The following is a 13,265-nucleotide window of genomic DNA, read 5'->3' as shown; positions in this document are numbered from 1 at the left end:
CTATTTAAAACAAATTAGTACGGATTAATATCGAAACTAATATTAACTAATGTGGGTATTATTTATGAAAACACCTTCCTTTACGCCGATAGCAGTAGCACTCTTCGGCATACTATCGGCGTCTTCTGCGAATGCAATTGATGTAGACTCAACAATCACCAATATTGTAGAAGGAGATGATTTCAGCAACTTTAATGTATCTCATACCGTTGCTAACATGTCTGGTGGTTCGATTTTCATGATGAGTAATAATGCTCAAATCGGTAATTTATTGGGTGGAACCATTAGCGTTATGGATGGCAATGCTCAAATAAATAATATGTCCAATGGCTTCATTGCTGGCATGTTTGGTAATAGTAATATCCTTAATATATCTGGCGGGAGAATTGGTAATATCAGTGGTGCTAATAACTTATTAACTTTTGCCGGAGATGCTACCAGTCTGAGTGGTGGAACACTTGTGGGTCACGTTAACAATAACGCCGACTTAACACTCTCGGATAATGGCTTTATGACAATAGCGTCAGGAGGTGGCACTTTTAATGCTCATCTTAAGATGAACGGAGGCACTGTTAGATTAACATCCGGTATATTGGGTACAGACCATGCTTTTGATATGCTCAGTGGAGCAAATAATACTTTGTGGGCTGTTGCCGATACTGAGAATGTTAACCTTAATATTGCATCTGGATTGACAGGTACGATCAATACCGATGCTGGCATAAATCTTACCTTAAATAACCTAACAGCAGACAGTACCACGACCCTAAATAAAGACGGCGCTGGGACTCTGATTTTGTCTGATACAAGCAATTACAGCGGGACAACCTCTGTCAATGGTGGTGCCATTAGAGCCACTGCGAATAATATTTTCAGCAGCCTCTCAGATTTCATCACTCAATCTGCGGGTTCTCTGGATTTGAATGGTTACAGCCAAACACTAAAGTCACTCAACCATGCAGGAATTGTTAATTTTGGCGGTAGTGGTGGAAATACCTTGAACATCATCGGAGATTATATCGGCAACAATGGATTGCTGAATATGAATAGTATATTAGCTGCTGATGTTTCAGTGACAGACAAACTCAATGTTCAGGGTAATACATCAGGAACAACTTATGTTCAGGTTAACAATCTGGGTGGAAGCGGAGCGCAAACGCTCAATGGTATTGAGTTAATCAGTGTTGCAGGCTCATCTGATGGTGAATTTATTCAAAGCGGCCGCATTGTTGCTGGCGCCTATGACTATTATTTAAACCGTGGTCTGGATGCCAATGCCAATAATTGGTATCTAAACAGCACACTAGCTTCAGTCAATCCAGGTCCTGGTGGTGGTGGCGGCTTAACGCCTGAAACGCCGGATGAGGGTACCGCTCCTGGACCAAGAATTGAACGCCCAGAAGCGGGAGCCTATAGTGCTAACTTAGCCGCGGCCAACAATATGTTTTCTACTCGCCTGCATGATCGGTTAGGGGAAAATCACTACATTGATGCATTCACTGGCGAGCAAAAAGTCACCAGTATGTGGATGCGCAACGAAGGTGGGCATAATCGTTCCCGTGATTCTAACGGCCAACTCGACACCCGAATGAATCGTTATGTGCTTCAAATTGGTGGTGATATTGCGCAGTGGAGCAATAACGAGAAAGATCGTTTCCATCTAGGCATCATGGCCGGTTATGGCAATAGCAGTAGTACTACAGACTCACGTATTACTGGCTATAGCGCAAAAGGTTCCATCGACGGTTACAGCACAGGCTTATACGGAACTTGGTTTGCCAATGATACCGATAAAACCGGTCTGTATGTGGACAGCTGGGCACAATACAGTTGGTTTAATAATACGGTGAATGGCCAAGACCTAGCGGCCGAAGAGTATAAATCTAAGGGCGTTACCGCTTCAATTGAAAGTGGTTATACCTTCAATGTTGGCGAAAATGCAGCGAAAAATACGCGTTACTTCATCCAGCCGAAGGCACAGGTGACTTGGATGGGGGTAAAAGCTGATGACCACAAAGAAGCCAATGGCACCCGTATTTCTAGCGAAGGTGAGGGGAATATCCAAACCCGCTTAGGAGCTAAAGCATTTATGAACCGATACAGTGACCAGAATAAAGAACACGCCATCCAACCTTTCGTTGAAGCTAGCTGGATTCATAATACGAAAGACTTCGGAACAAGACTGGACACGGCAACTGTTAAGCAAGAAGGGGCAGCAAATATTGCGGAACTGAAGCTAGGCGTAGAAGGAAAGGTAAATAAAAACGTTAATCTATGGAGTAATGTTGGCCAGCAAATCGGTAATAATAATTACAGCGATACGTCGGTAATGTTAGGCGTTAAATATAGTTTCTAATCCTAACTAAAGGTGAACAAATCGAGCCATTAAGCTCGGTTTGTTCGCTTTAATTTAGCGCTCACACCGTAAAATCTCGCCATGATGGTTAAGTAGGTTAGTCAAACGAAAAACTTGATATCAGGCCAGTATTGAGATTAAAAAGACAAAATTGCGATGCCCGCCAACCCTGAGCCTTTTCATCTATCGGTGATTAGCTGTAAATATGGTAAAATTCCTTCAATTCGACTGCTGCGGGATGTATATGATGAACCCTATCAATCAGGAAAAACTGCTGGCTCAAGCTGAAAGTTTGTGCCAACAACGTAACGTCCGGCTGACACCGCAACGTCTTGAAGTTTTGCGTCTAATGGCACAACAGCCTGGCGCAATCAGTGCCTACGATTTATTGGATTTACTGCGTATCTCTGAACCTCAGGCTAAACCACCGACTGTTTATCGCGCGTTAGATTTCTTGCTGGAACAAGGATTTATCCACCGTGTGGAGTCTGCGAACAGTTATGTGTTATGCCATCATTTTGAAGAACCGACCCACACCTCAGCGCTCTTTATCTGCGATAGATGCAAAATAGTGACTGAACGTACTACGGTGGGTATCGAAGAAGCATTGGCACAATTAGCAAAACAGTCTGGTTTTGCACTTCGTCATAGCGTGGTTGAAGCGCATGGTTTATGTGCTGAATGCGGAGTGATTGAAGCATGTGAAAGCCATGATCATTGCGATCATGACCACTCGATTGTGGCTAAAAAGAAGTGATTGAGGCAAAGAGAATAACGCCCAAGAATCTCGTTTGAGCTGTCGTCGATATCACGGCAGCATAAATTTTAATATTAGCGATGATCAGAAAATATGAGACACGTCCTTGTGTCGCGTCGATACAAAAAAATAACGCTAATGAAAATCCTGATATAGAATCTATTATTAACATGCCTCATCAAAGATGATTGAATAATAAAGACAGTTAAACAACCGATATGAGGTTTATTTAATTAATAGTGATTATTCTATCATGCAGGAATTCGAATTGTTTGTATCGGTATCAGATTAATTCCATTTAGTGACGTGACTACCAGCGATATTTGCTATGATCTTCCCAGGCCTTCACTTCTTTCTCAGCCTGCTCTTTCTGGTAGCCGTATTTTTCCTGGATTTTACCGACCAGTTGGTCGCGCTTACCTTCAATAACCGTCAGATCATCGTCAGTCAGCTTGCCCCATTTCTCTTTCACTTTACCCTTAAACTGCTTCCAGTTACCGTCAGCTTGATCTTTGTTCATGATATCTCCGTAATCTTTGGATTAGTCAGTTTACTTAATTTGATACGATAAATATTTTCCATTATTACTAAGCATCTAACGCCATCTATATAAACTAATAATTTGTAGTTATTAATTTATTTAAGCATCAGTAGAAATATTTATCGTAGGAATAACTATAGCAGAGGAGACTGATAATTAAAGGCTGATTGATATTAATGACTGGATTTAGATCAGGAAAGTAAAAATAATGACTGATAATATTCAGTTAAAACAGCAGGTAATAATGTATTGTCGGAATGCTCTCAATTTAAATATGATAAGAAAGATTGTAGGGAAATGGATAATATACCCTTCTGATAGGAAGGGTATATTGCGGGCAATTAAATCAGATCCAGTCCCCATTACGGATGACGCCAACGGCCAATCCCTCAATGGTGAAGCTTTGTTCGCGCAGATCAACGACGATCGGCTCAAACTCGCTGTTTTCTGGCAGAAGCTGTACGATGCTGCCCTGCTTTTTAAGGCGTTTGACTGTCACTTCATCATCGATGCGTGCCACAACCACTTGCCCGTTCCGCACATCCTGCGTTTTATGTACTGCGAGTAAGTCGCCATCCAGAATACCGATATCTCTCATCGACATCCCATTAACCCGCAGCAAAAAATCTGCGCTCGGCTTAAACATGGAAGGATCAACTTTATAGTGCCCTTCGATGTGTTGCTGCGCCAGCAGTGGTTCACCTGCAGCAACCCGCCCAATCAGTGGCAGGCCCTCTTCTTCTTCCATCAGCAAACGAATGCCGCGCGAAGCGCCAGAGACAATCTCAATCACGCCTTTACGGGCCAATGCTTTTAAATGCTCTTCAGCAGCGTTAGGAGAGCGAAACCCCAGACGCTGCGCAATTTCGGCCCGGGTCGGTGGCATACCAGTTTGCGCCAAGTGATCGCGCACTAGGTCATAAACCTCTTGCTGTCTGGTCGTAAGTGCTTTCATTCCGCCCCCTGTTTGTTTATACAGTTTTGCTGTGAGTATATACAGGTGAGTGGATATTGGGAACCAAAGAGTGAATAAAAACAGGGATTAATCACAGCTTAATTGTGTCCTGTTGTGAACTCACCGTCGCTTTATGCACGATGACATCAGCCAAAATAGTGCCAAAGTACAGATATCCAGACAAAAACAGCCAACAAGACAGCCAAAAATACAGCGGCAGACCCCATATCTTTAGCCCGACCAGATAGCTCGTGGAACTCACTGCCAATGCGGTCGACTACCGCTTCAATTGCACTATTGATAACTTCAATAATAATCACTAGAACAACGCTACCAATCAATAAAATGCGGGCTACAGCATCTAAATCTAGCCAGAACGCCAGTATGATAGCCACAAGCGCAACGACAGCCTCTTGGCGAAAAGCCGCTTCATTGTGCCAAGTTGCGATTAAGCCTTTCGCAGAATAACCCGCCGCTTTGTAGATTCGGGTTAGCCCCGTTAACTGATTCGCCATGTTTTATTGCCTTTATCTTAAGGAGATGATGATTTTTACCGTTTTCTATTGTCTCATCACCACAGATCTAAAAACCAGTTTCTGGTATCCTTGCGATGAATTGCTAACAAGAGGCTTCACGTTGTCATGTCAGGTTGGCGTAAAATATATTATAAGTTATTGAATTTACCACTTAAATTGTTGGTAAAAAGCAAGGTTATTCCGGCAGATCCTGTGACTGAGTTAGGGTTAGACCCGTCTCGTCCAATTCTGTACGTTTTACCTTATAATTCCAAGGCTGATTTACTGACTTTGCGAGCGCAGTGTCAGGCACAAGATCTGCCTGATCCTTTGATTCCATTGGAAATTGATGGCGTACAACTCCCAAGCCATGTCTTTATCGATAATGGCCCAAGGGTCTTTCGCTATTACGCGCCAAAACAAGAGTCAGTCAAGCTGTTCCACGATTATTTGGATTTACATCGTAATAATCCGGAATTAGATATTCAGATGCTGCCGGTTTCCGTGATGTTTGGTCGCTCACCTGGGCGCGAAGGGCACGGCACACCTCATCTGCGGGTATTGAACGGCGTTGAGAAGTTCTTTGCTGTCTTGTGGCTAGGCCGCGATAGTTTTGTCCGGTTCTCAACCACAGTGTCACTGCGCCGGATGGCCAGTGAGCATGGCACAGATAAAACCATCGCTCATAAACTGGCTCGCGTAGCGCGGATGCACTTCTCTCGTCAGCGTTTGGCGGCAGTCGGCCCAAGTTTGCCAGCCCGTCAGGACCTGTTCAATAAGCTGCTGGCCTCTAAAGCGATTGAAAAAGCCGTTGCCGATGAAGCGCGGACCAAAAAAATCTCCCACGAGAAAGCACAGCAAAACGCCATTACGTTGATGGAAGAGATTGCGGCAAACTTCTCTTATGAAGCCGTACGTCTATCTGACAGGGTATTGAGCTGGACATGGAACCGCCTGTATCAAGGCATCAACGTCCATAACGCTGAGCGAGTACGGCAGTTGGCACAAGATGGTCATGAGATTGTTTATGTGCCTTGCCATCGCAGCCATATGGATTATTTGCTGCTCTCCTACGTGCTCTATCATCAAGGGCTAGTACCGCCTCATATTGCAGCCGGTATAAACCTTAACTTCTGGCCTGCTGGCCCGATTTTCCGCCGTTTGGGTGCGTTCTTTATCCGCCGTACTTTTAAGGGCAATAAACTCTATTCAACGGTATTCCGTGAATATCTGGGTGAGCTGTTTACGCGTGGCTATTCAGTAGAATACTTTGTTGAAGGCGGCCGTTCACGCACGGGGCGTTTGTTAGAGCCTAAAACCGGCACGCTGTCGATGACCATTCAGGCCATGCTTCGTGGCGGGTCACGCCCCATTACCTTGGTGCCAATTTATATTGGCTACGAGCATGTCATGGAAGTGGGTACTTACGCTAAAGAATTACGTGGTGCGACCAAAGAGAAAGAGAACTTGCTGCAAATGCTACGTGGCTTGCGCAAGTTACGTAATCTCGGTCAGGGCTATGTTAACTTTGGTGAACCTATTCCGCTGACCACCTATCTGAACACTAATGTGCCGCAATGGCGGGATGCTATTGATCCGATTGAAGCACAGCGCCCAACATGGCTGACACCGGCAGTGAATGATTTGGCTGGCAAGATCATGGTTAGAATCAACAATGCGGCAGCGGCAAACGCCATGAACCTCTGTTCGACCGCATTATTGGCCTCACGCCAGCGCTCACTGACTCGCGAGCAGTTACTTGAGCAACTCGATTGCTACTTGCAACTGATGCGCAACGTGCCTTACGCGAAAGACGTCACTGTTCCGGATAAAACACCGGAAGAGTTACTGAATCACGCCTTGAATATGAATAAGTTCGAGGTGGAGAAAGACAATATCGGTGACATCATCATCCTGCCACGGGAACAAGCCGTGCTGATGACTTATTACCGCAACAATATCCAGCACTTGCTGATGTTACCGTCGCTGATTGCCAGCATGGTGATGTACCACCGCCGCATTACTCGCGCTGAGTTGCTGCGTCAGATTGGCATGATTTATCCGATGCTAAAAGCCGAATTGTTCCTGCATTACAGCAAAGAGCAGTTACCGCATACGCTGGATACCTTAATTGATGAACTGGCGCGTCAGCAGCTTATTTGCGACAAAGGGAATGAATTGGTGCTGAATCCAGCCCGTATTCGTCCACTGCAATTATTGGCGGCAGGTGTCCGAGAAACACTGCAACGTTACGCGATTACGCTGTCGTTACTCAGTGCAAACCCAAGCATCAATCGTGGGGCTCTGGAGAAAGAGAGCCGTATCATGGCGCAACGTTTGTCGGTTCTGCATGGCATTAACGCACCGGAATTCTTTGATAAAGCGGTCTTCTCAACGTTGGTGGGCACACTGCGTGAAGAAGGTTATATCAGTGATACCGGTGATGCTGTTCAGGCACAGACATTGGAAGTTTATAATATGTTGAGTGCCTTGATGACGCCGGAAGTGAAGCTGACGATTGAGAGTGTCAGTATGCCAGCGGAAACCAGCGAACAGTTGCCAGAACCTGATGATGAAGAAGAAGATAAATCGGAAAATTAATCGATTAGTAAACAGTATCGGTTAGCAAACAGTATCGGTTAGCAAACAGTATCGGTTAGCAAACAGTATCGATTAGTAAACAATAAAAGTGGCCAGACTGACCCTCTGGCCATTTTTTATAAGTAGCTCACTAGAATGCCTAAAAACAATACCAATCCCACATAGTTATTGTTTAGAAATGCTCGGAAGCAGGCATCACGCTCACGTTGAGCAATCAACTTCTGCTGATGAACGAACAGCGCCCCTGCGAGCAGTAATGACCAATAAAATGCCCCGCCCAGATTCATCAGCCAGCCGACCGCGACCATCAGTACCAACGTCGCTAATTGCAACAATCCAATGATCAGTTTGTCATGTTGACCAAAGAGAATAGCGGTAGATTTAACCCCAATTTTGAGGTCATCATCACGATCAACCATCGCATATTGCGTATCGTAAGCGACTGTCCAGCAGATATTGGCCAAGAATAGTAGCCAACAAACCAAGGGCAAACTTTCACTGACTGCCGCGAATCCCATCGGGATTGACCAACCAAAAGCGGCGCCCAAAACCACCTGAGGTAGGTGGGTAACCCTTTTCATAAACGGGTACACCCAAGCCAGCGCCAGTGCCGCCAGTGATAACCCGATGGTCATGCGATTCAAGGTTAAGACTAAGCCAAACGAAAGCAGTACCAAGGTGACGAACAGGATTTTGCTCTCTTTTTCACTAATGGCACCGCTGGGCAGCGGCCGAGAGGCGGTGCGTTTCACATAGCCATCAATATTCCTGTCAGCATAATCATTGACGACGCAGCCTGCCGCGCGCATGAAGAAGACCCCTAAGACAAAAACAATCAGTATCTGAACCTCAGGAATGCCTTGCCCCGCCAACCATAGCGCCCAAAATGTCGGCCACAACAATAATAAGGAACCAATCGGCTTATCGATGCGCATCAAACGGCAATAAGCCCGCCATTTGCTTTGGTCAATACTTCCCTTCAATTTATCCATCTCCTAAATCTCACAGCCAACTCAACCTGCAAAAACCGAATAAAGCGGCGAGGCCGGTAAAAAAACTTCTGTCAGTAACAAGGGTTTGCCTGATAGGCGTAGCAATGAGCGGCGCGCCCATAGCGCATTCTGCCGCCCTACCTGAATATAATCCCGCGTTAAATTATCGCCACCAAATAAATAGCGCCCCAGCGGTATCGTCCCTAAATCCACCAGCGCACGATCTGGGCCTGACAAGGTTTCTTCGGGAATAACCGTGCGCCCCAGTAGCCAAGGTTCATTATCACCACATAAGATGATTTCCCGCAGCCAATAGCGTTCGCTTACCGGTAAATGTGCCGCATCTTCACCTAATTCGTTACGTGTCACGAAGCATTCACGTTGTGGTTCGACATGGACTCGCTGGCAATGCTGCTCAAAGCGCCGAGTCATTGAGCCTAATTCCATCAACCAATCAGCAATATTGGCGGGAATATCGGGCTGTTCAATGGCACACCATTCGATAGGCTTTAAAATTGATGCATCGCCGGTAGACATGCGACTTGCTCCCTGCAGGGGATTTAACAATGACGAAAGAGAGCGCTATTGTAGCGCAGAATGAGCCAAGGGCGGCATCTGATTATCATAACCACAACAACCAATTAACGCCGATAAATTCAGCAGACGGATGTGCAGTATCGATGTTCTAGAGAGTTCATCAGGTAAAGAAGATATTGCATAAAACAAGATAAGGCGCAGTCGCTGCACATACCGCCCCATAAAAAAAGGTGCGCCAAAGCGCACCAATCATCTAGCCATATTCGGCAGTGCCGGGATTAACCCTTGCCTTTTACACTGCCAATAAAGGTTTTTCGGGCTGAAGTTGAGCCCAAATGTTCCGCCTCGTTCAACAATTTCAGCGCCTTATCGACATCACCGGATTTCACCGCGTCTTTAATCGCTTGGTTGAAGTAGTTTTCAGTCTCGCTCAGCATCGGTTCTGCCGGTTTCACAGGCGCAGGTGCTGGTGCTGCAACCGCCGCAGTTTGTGTGCTGCCTACCACGACAGGAGGTGAAGCCGGTGCTGACTGAATTAAGCCTATCATCACGTTACCCATGCCTTGCTCGGCAGTGGCCTTGATTTTCAGGTTGCCTGTAGGCGTATGCTTGGCAATCGGATCAGGGATATCCGGTACTGCGTTACCCACGCCCATGGCATAAGCCTTAGCCGGATCGAGCAACTTAGTGGTTTTAGCCAAATCTTCACGCGTGGTATAGACCAACAGATAAATCTGTTTCTGGCCCAACGCAGGTGTCAGTTTCATCACCCCTTGCAGACGGTCGCTGGTCATGATGCCGGCTTTTTCGTAGGTGAAATAGCTGGCAGGATAATAAGCTGCTGGGCGCATTTGTTCATCGAGCACCAAGACGCTTGGCGAGTACAATTGGTTATCTGTCACTAAACTGCTGAGCGTGATTTCCATCGAGCCACGATCTGCGGGCAATGCAAAGGCGGCAACCGCACCTTCAATGTTCCCTTGCGAGATTTGTGGGCTAACAGACGTGAGTTTGACGTCTTGCGTTACGGGTGGCACTAAGGGTTGCCACGGTAACTGCTGTAGCGTGGCAGTACTGATTGTCGGCGCGATAGAGACATTCGCCGGAGATATCGTTGATTCGGCCTGCACTGCCAGAGGTGCGGTGACCCCTAGAGCCAATGCCAAACAGAGTGTCAGCAGATTCTTTTTCATTGTTATACCTTATACATTGAGCGTCAGCGCTAACTGTGCACAGGCAAGGTCGGCAGAGTTAACCAATGATTCCCGTCAAACTTCAAGTTGCCTGCACCTTGGCGACCACTTGAATGATGGCGGGTGTCTCGCTTTATATTATTGGAAACGGGCCGTAACCCACCTCATCAAAACAGGACAGCCGCCCCTAAGGACGGCTGCAACACGACTGTTACCACCAAGCTTCGAATTGTGCACCGAAGGTGACTTCGTTGTTCTTACCACGGCTATCAGTACCGATTGTACCGTTTTGCGCTAAACCATTATCCGCGCTGCCAGACACATTGTTGTAGCCCCACTTCTCATCCCAGTTGGCATAAGTTGCGAAGATACGGATTGCCGGACGTGACCAAATGCTGTCGCCTGCCTGCCATTGTTGTGCCAGAGTCAGTTTGTACTGGCCGTTACGCTCGCCAGTATGTTGTGACTTCACATTGTCATAGCCCGCTTCCAGCAAGGTACTCATGATAGGGGTCCATTTGTACATTGGGCGTACACCCACGCTGTACCAGGTAGTACCGTTGTTGTTATCCCAATCAGTATCTTGGTATAACGCGACGTACATCATGTCCCACTTCTCGGCCAGATTGATGGCACCGTGGTCGATAACACGCAGCATATGGCCGTTATTATTGATGGATGCCCCTTGAGAGTGACCGCTGTTATAGGAGGTCATTGAGTCAGTGGCATATTGGATAACAAATTTGTTAAAGCCACCCATCATGCTTTGGGTGTGTTCAGTGGTCAGCATCACGCCATCTTTCGATGCGCCCGGTGCTAACGCATAATCGTCTTGGGTATTGGCGCGACCATAATCGACACCAAACTCAAGTGTACCGCCTGGGTTAGTTTCTAAACCGGCCAAGCGAATGTCGTACACGTCGTTGACAGTGTGGTCGGCATCTTTACGTTGATTGTCGATCCAAGCACTTGAACCGCCCGCTTCTGAGTTGCGGGTAGCAGCCACAGATAACTTACCGAAGCCCAGATCAATAGCCTCTAAACCTGCACCAGGACCTGAAATGTCCCAGTAGTAGAAGTCAATCATATGGACGTCATGACGTTGATAGAAGCGTTTACCCGCCCACATGGTGGACCCTGGCAACCATTCGATCAGATTTTTACCCTGCACGTTGGCTTCACGGAAAGCCGGTGATGTGGATTCCCAGTCATCACGTTGTGAAACGGAATAGGCGACGTTGGTATCGAAGTAGAAGCTCTTATCACCTTCTTTCCACAATTCTTGGCCTAACTTAATTTCCGCATACGTCTCACATTCGTTACCCAAACGGTATTTACTTTGAGCACCGGTTGCTTTGAAACATTGTTGCTCGCCACCACTTGCTGTCCAGCCGATACCGGAACGCGCGTACCCGTGGAAATCAACAGCCATCGCTTGAGTGGAAAGGACACCAGCGGCAACAGCCAGTGCTATCGGTAACTTGCGCAGAGTAGTCATCAGTAATCTCCTGTTATATTTGCCTTTTGGCATGCGTGCTTAACATTTTCCGTCGCAGGGCGCTGCTATCACTAGACACCCAGCTCTTGGTAAAGCCGTTTACACGCAGTGCCATCTTCACGGAATAGATGACAACGTTGTGGAGGCAAACCGATGGCGAATGTTGCACCTTCTTCTACCAGCACCACGTCGTTCTGGCGGTAAACCAGGTTCTGACGTATTGCCGGGATTTGGATATGAATTTGAGTCTCGTTACCCAGTTGCTCGACCACTTGAATCTCGCCTTCCAGCGTGACTTCAGAGGCGCTGCTTGGCAGCAAATGTTCCGGGCGGATCCCCAAAGACATATTTGCGCCGACATGAACCCGAGTGCCCTCTACCGGTAGCCACACTAATTGGCCATTTGGATTGGGAAGTTCTATTTGCACTTGGTTTGGTTCAACGGCGGTCACTTTAACCGGTAAAAAATTCATTTTTGGCGAGCCGATAAAGCCCGCGACAAAGCGATTGGCTGGGTAGTGGTACAGCTCGAGTGGCTTACCTACCTGCGCGACATTGCCCGCATCGAGTACCACAATTTTGTCGGCCAATGTCATGGCTTCGACCTGATCATGGGTGACGTAAATCATGGTGCGTTGCAGGCGTTTATGGAGGCGCGATATCTCAATGCGCATCTGCACTCGCAGTGCGGCATCCAAGTTAGATAACGGTTCATCGAGCAAGAAAACATCGGGCTCCGCGACCAAGGTACGACCAATCGCCACACGCTGACGCTGCCCGCCTGATAACGCTTTTGGCCGACGGTCCAACAGGTGAGCCAGTTGCAGCACTTCTGCTACCTGATTCACCCGTTGGTTTATTTCGGCTTTCTTCGCGCCCGCCAATTTCAGGCCAAACGACATGTTTTCGGCCACAGACAGATGGGGATAAAGTGCATAGGACTGAAACACCATGCCGATGCCGCGCTCAGAAGGCGGTACATCGTTCATGCGCTTACCACCAATCAACAGCTCACCCGAGGTAATGTCCTCAAGACCGGCAATCATCCGCAGCAGCGTTGACTTTCCACATCCGGATGGGCCAACAAACACCACAAATTCACCGTCATCGATTTCCAAATTGATATCTCTGGAAATCACAGCCTCACCAAAGGCCTTATAAACGCCGCTCAGCGTTACATTAGCCATCTGTTACTCCTTTGCTTACGCAAACAACTTTTCAAAAAACTTGAATGAAGAAAAATGGCGGAAGCAAATCCCGGCATAGCCCGTCGATAACTCCCAGCCCTGATGACTCTCTTGCTACGCGTCGTTCCGCCAA

Annotated in this window: 11 protein-coding genes; 3 read left to right on the top strand and 8 right to left on the bottom strand. The window is 47.0% G+C overall.

Going from position 1 to position 13,265, the window contains the following annotated elements; genetic code table 11:
- Nucleotides 1-64: 64 nt before the first annotated feature.
- The gene (locus BN68_RS16720) at nucleotides 65-2,356 is read left to right on the top strand and encodes an autotransporter outer membrane beta-barrel domain-containing protein (RefSeq protein WP_019212317.1); all 2,292 of its coding nucleotides are present in this window, start codon (nucleotides 65-67) and stop codon (nucleotides 2,354-2,356) included.
- Between the two features lie 247 nt (nucleotides 2,357-2,603).
- Nucleotides 2,604-3,113, top strand: a complete 510-nt coding sequence (gene zur / locus BN68_RS16715) for a zinc uptake transcriptional repressor Zur (RefSeq protein ID WP_042806915.1) — start codon at nucleotides 2,604-2,606, stop codon at nucleotides 3,111-3,113.
- A gap of 310 nt (nucleotides 3,114-3,423) precedes the next feature.
- Here zur and BN68_RS16710 read toward each other — a convergent pair whose 3' ends face one another.
- The 3 genes from BN68_RS16710 to BN68_RS16700 form a co-directional block, all read right to left on the bottom strand.
- Entirely contained in the window at nucleotides 3,424-3,633 is a 210-nt protein-coding gene (locus BN68_RS16710) for a CsbD family protein (protein ID WP_004391853.1), read from the bottom strand.
- Nucleotides 3,634-4,000: 367 nt separating this feature from the next.
- Nucleotides 4,001-4,609 carry a transcriptional repressor LexA gene (gene lexA / locus BN68_RS16705; protein ID WP_019212315.1) on the bottom strand — a complete coding sequence of 203 codons (609 nt, stop codon included), beginning with the start codon at nucleotides 4,607-4,609 and terminating at the stop codon, nucleotides 4,001-4,003.
- 146 nt (nucleotides 4,610-4,755) lie between these two features.
- On the bottom strand, nucleotides 4,756-5,124 hold the full coding sequence (locus BN68_RS16700) for a diacylglycerol kinase (protein ID WP_019212314.1): 369 nt from the start codon (nucleotides 5,122-5,124) through the stop codon (nucleotides 4,756-4,758).
- A gap of 126 nt (nucleotides 5,125-5,250) precedes the next feature.
- Here BN68_RS16700 and plsB point away from each other — a divergent pair, with 126 nt between their 5' ends.
- A complete protein-coding gene (gene plsB, locus BN68_RS16695) occupies nucleotides 5,251-7,725 on the top strand; it encodes a glycerol-3-phosphate 1-O-acyltransferase PlsB (RefSeq protein ID WP_019212313.1) in 2,475 nt (824 codons plus the stop codon).
- Nucleotides 7,726-7,841: 116 nt separating this feature from the next.
- On the opposite strand, the gene ubiA is transcribed toward plsB, so the two are convergent.
- The 5 genes from ubiA to malK form a co-directional block, all read right to left on the bottom strand.
- Complete coding sequence (ubiA, locus tag BN68_RS16690; protein ID WP_042806935.1) at nucleotides 7,842-8,708, bottom strand: 4-hydroxybenzoate octaprenyltransferase; 867 nt, start codon at nucleotides 8,706-8,708, stop codon at nucleotides 7,842-7,844.
- A 30-nt stretch (nucleotides 8,709-8,738) separates the two neighbouring features.
- A complete protein-coding gene (gene ubiC / locus BN68_RS16685) occupies nucleotides 8,739-9,254 on the bottom strand; it encodes a chorismate lyase (protein ID WP_019212311.1) in 516 nt (171 codons plus the stop codon).
- A gap of 278 nt (nucleotides 9,255-9,532) precedes the next feature.
- Nucleotides 9,533-10,447 (bottom strand): maltose operon protein MalM, encoded by a 915-nt coding sequence (gene malM, locus BN68_RS16680; protein WP_019212310.1) that lies wholly within the window; start codon nucleotides 10,445-10,447, stop codon nucleotides 9,533-9,535.
- Between the two features lie 211 nt (nucleotides 10,448-10,658).
- Nucleotides 10,659-11,945 (bottom strand): maltoporin, encoded by a 1,287-nt coding sequence (locus BN68_RS16675; protein ID WP_019212309.1) that lies wholly within the window; start codon nucleotides 11,943-11,945, stop codon nucleotides 10,659-10,661.
- 71 nt (nucleotides 11,946-12,016) lie between these two features.
- Nucleotides 12,017-13,132 carry a maltose/maltodextrin ABC transporter ATP-binding protein MalK gene (gene malK, locus BN68_RS16670; protein ID WP_019212308.1) on the bottom strand — a complete coding sequence of 372 codons (1,116 nt, stop codon included), beginning with the start codon at nucleotides 13,130-13,132 and terminating at the stop codon, nucleotides 12,017-12,019.
- Nucleotides 13,133-13,265: the final 133 nt, after the last annotated feature.

This window comes from Yersinia massiliensis CCUG 53443 (assembly GCF_000312485.1).
GTDB lineage: Bacteria > Pseudomonadota > Gammaproteobacteria > Enterobacterales > Enterobacteriaceae > Yersinia > Yersinia massiliensis.
The sequence above is the reverse complement of the archived record's forward strand: the minus strand, read 5'-3'. Positions and strand labels throughout refer to the sequence as shown.

What these genes read in the sequence shown, in the direction of transcription:
- BN68_RS16720 (WP_019212317.1), top strand. Translation starts at nt 65, where the DNA reads ATGAAAACACCTTCCTTTACGCCGATAGCAGTAGCACTCTTCGGCATA.
- zur (WP_042806915.1), top strand. Translation starts at nt 2,604, where the DNA reads ATGAACCCTATCAATCAGGAAAAACTGCTGGCTCAAGCTGAAAGTTTG.
- BN68_RS16710 (WP_004391853.1), bottom strand. Translation starts at nt 3,633, where the DNA reads ATGAACAAAGATCAAGCTGACGGTAACTGGAAGCAGTTTAAGGGTAAA.
- lexA (WP_019212315.1), bottom strand. Translation starts at nt 4,609, where the DNA reads ATGAAAGCACTTACGACCAGACAGCAAGAGGTTTATGACCTAGTGCGC.
- BN68_RS16700 (WP_019212314.1), bottom strand. Translation starts at nt 5,124, where the DNA reads ATGGCGAATCAGTTAACGGGGCTAACCCGAATCTACAAAGCGGCGGGT.
- plsB (WP_019212313.1), top strand. Translation starts at nt 5,251, where the DNA reads ATGTCAGGTTGGCGTAAAATATATTATAAGTTATTGAATTTACCACTT.
- ubiC (WP_019212311.1), bottom strand. Translation starts at nt 9,254, where the DNA reads ATGTCTACCGGCGATGCATCAATTTTAAAGCCTATCGAATGGTGTGCC.
- malM (WP_019212310.1), bottom strand. Translation starts at nt 10,447, where the DNA reads ATGAAAAAGAATCTGCTGACACTCTGTTTGGCATTGGCTCTAGGGGTC.
- BN68_RS16675 (WP_019212309.1), bottom strand. Translation starts at nt 11,945, where the DNA reads ATGACTACTCTGCGCAAGTTACCGATAGCACTGGCTGTTGCCGCTGGT.
- malK (WP_019212308.1), bottom strand. Translation starts at nt 13,132, where the DNA reads ATGGCTAATGTAACGCTGAGCGGCGTTTATAAGGCCTTTGGTGAGGCT.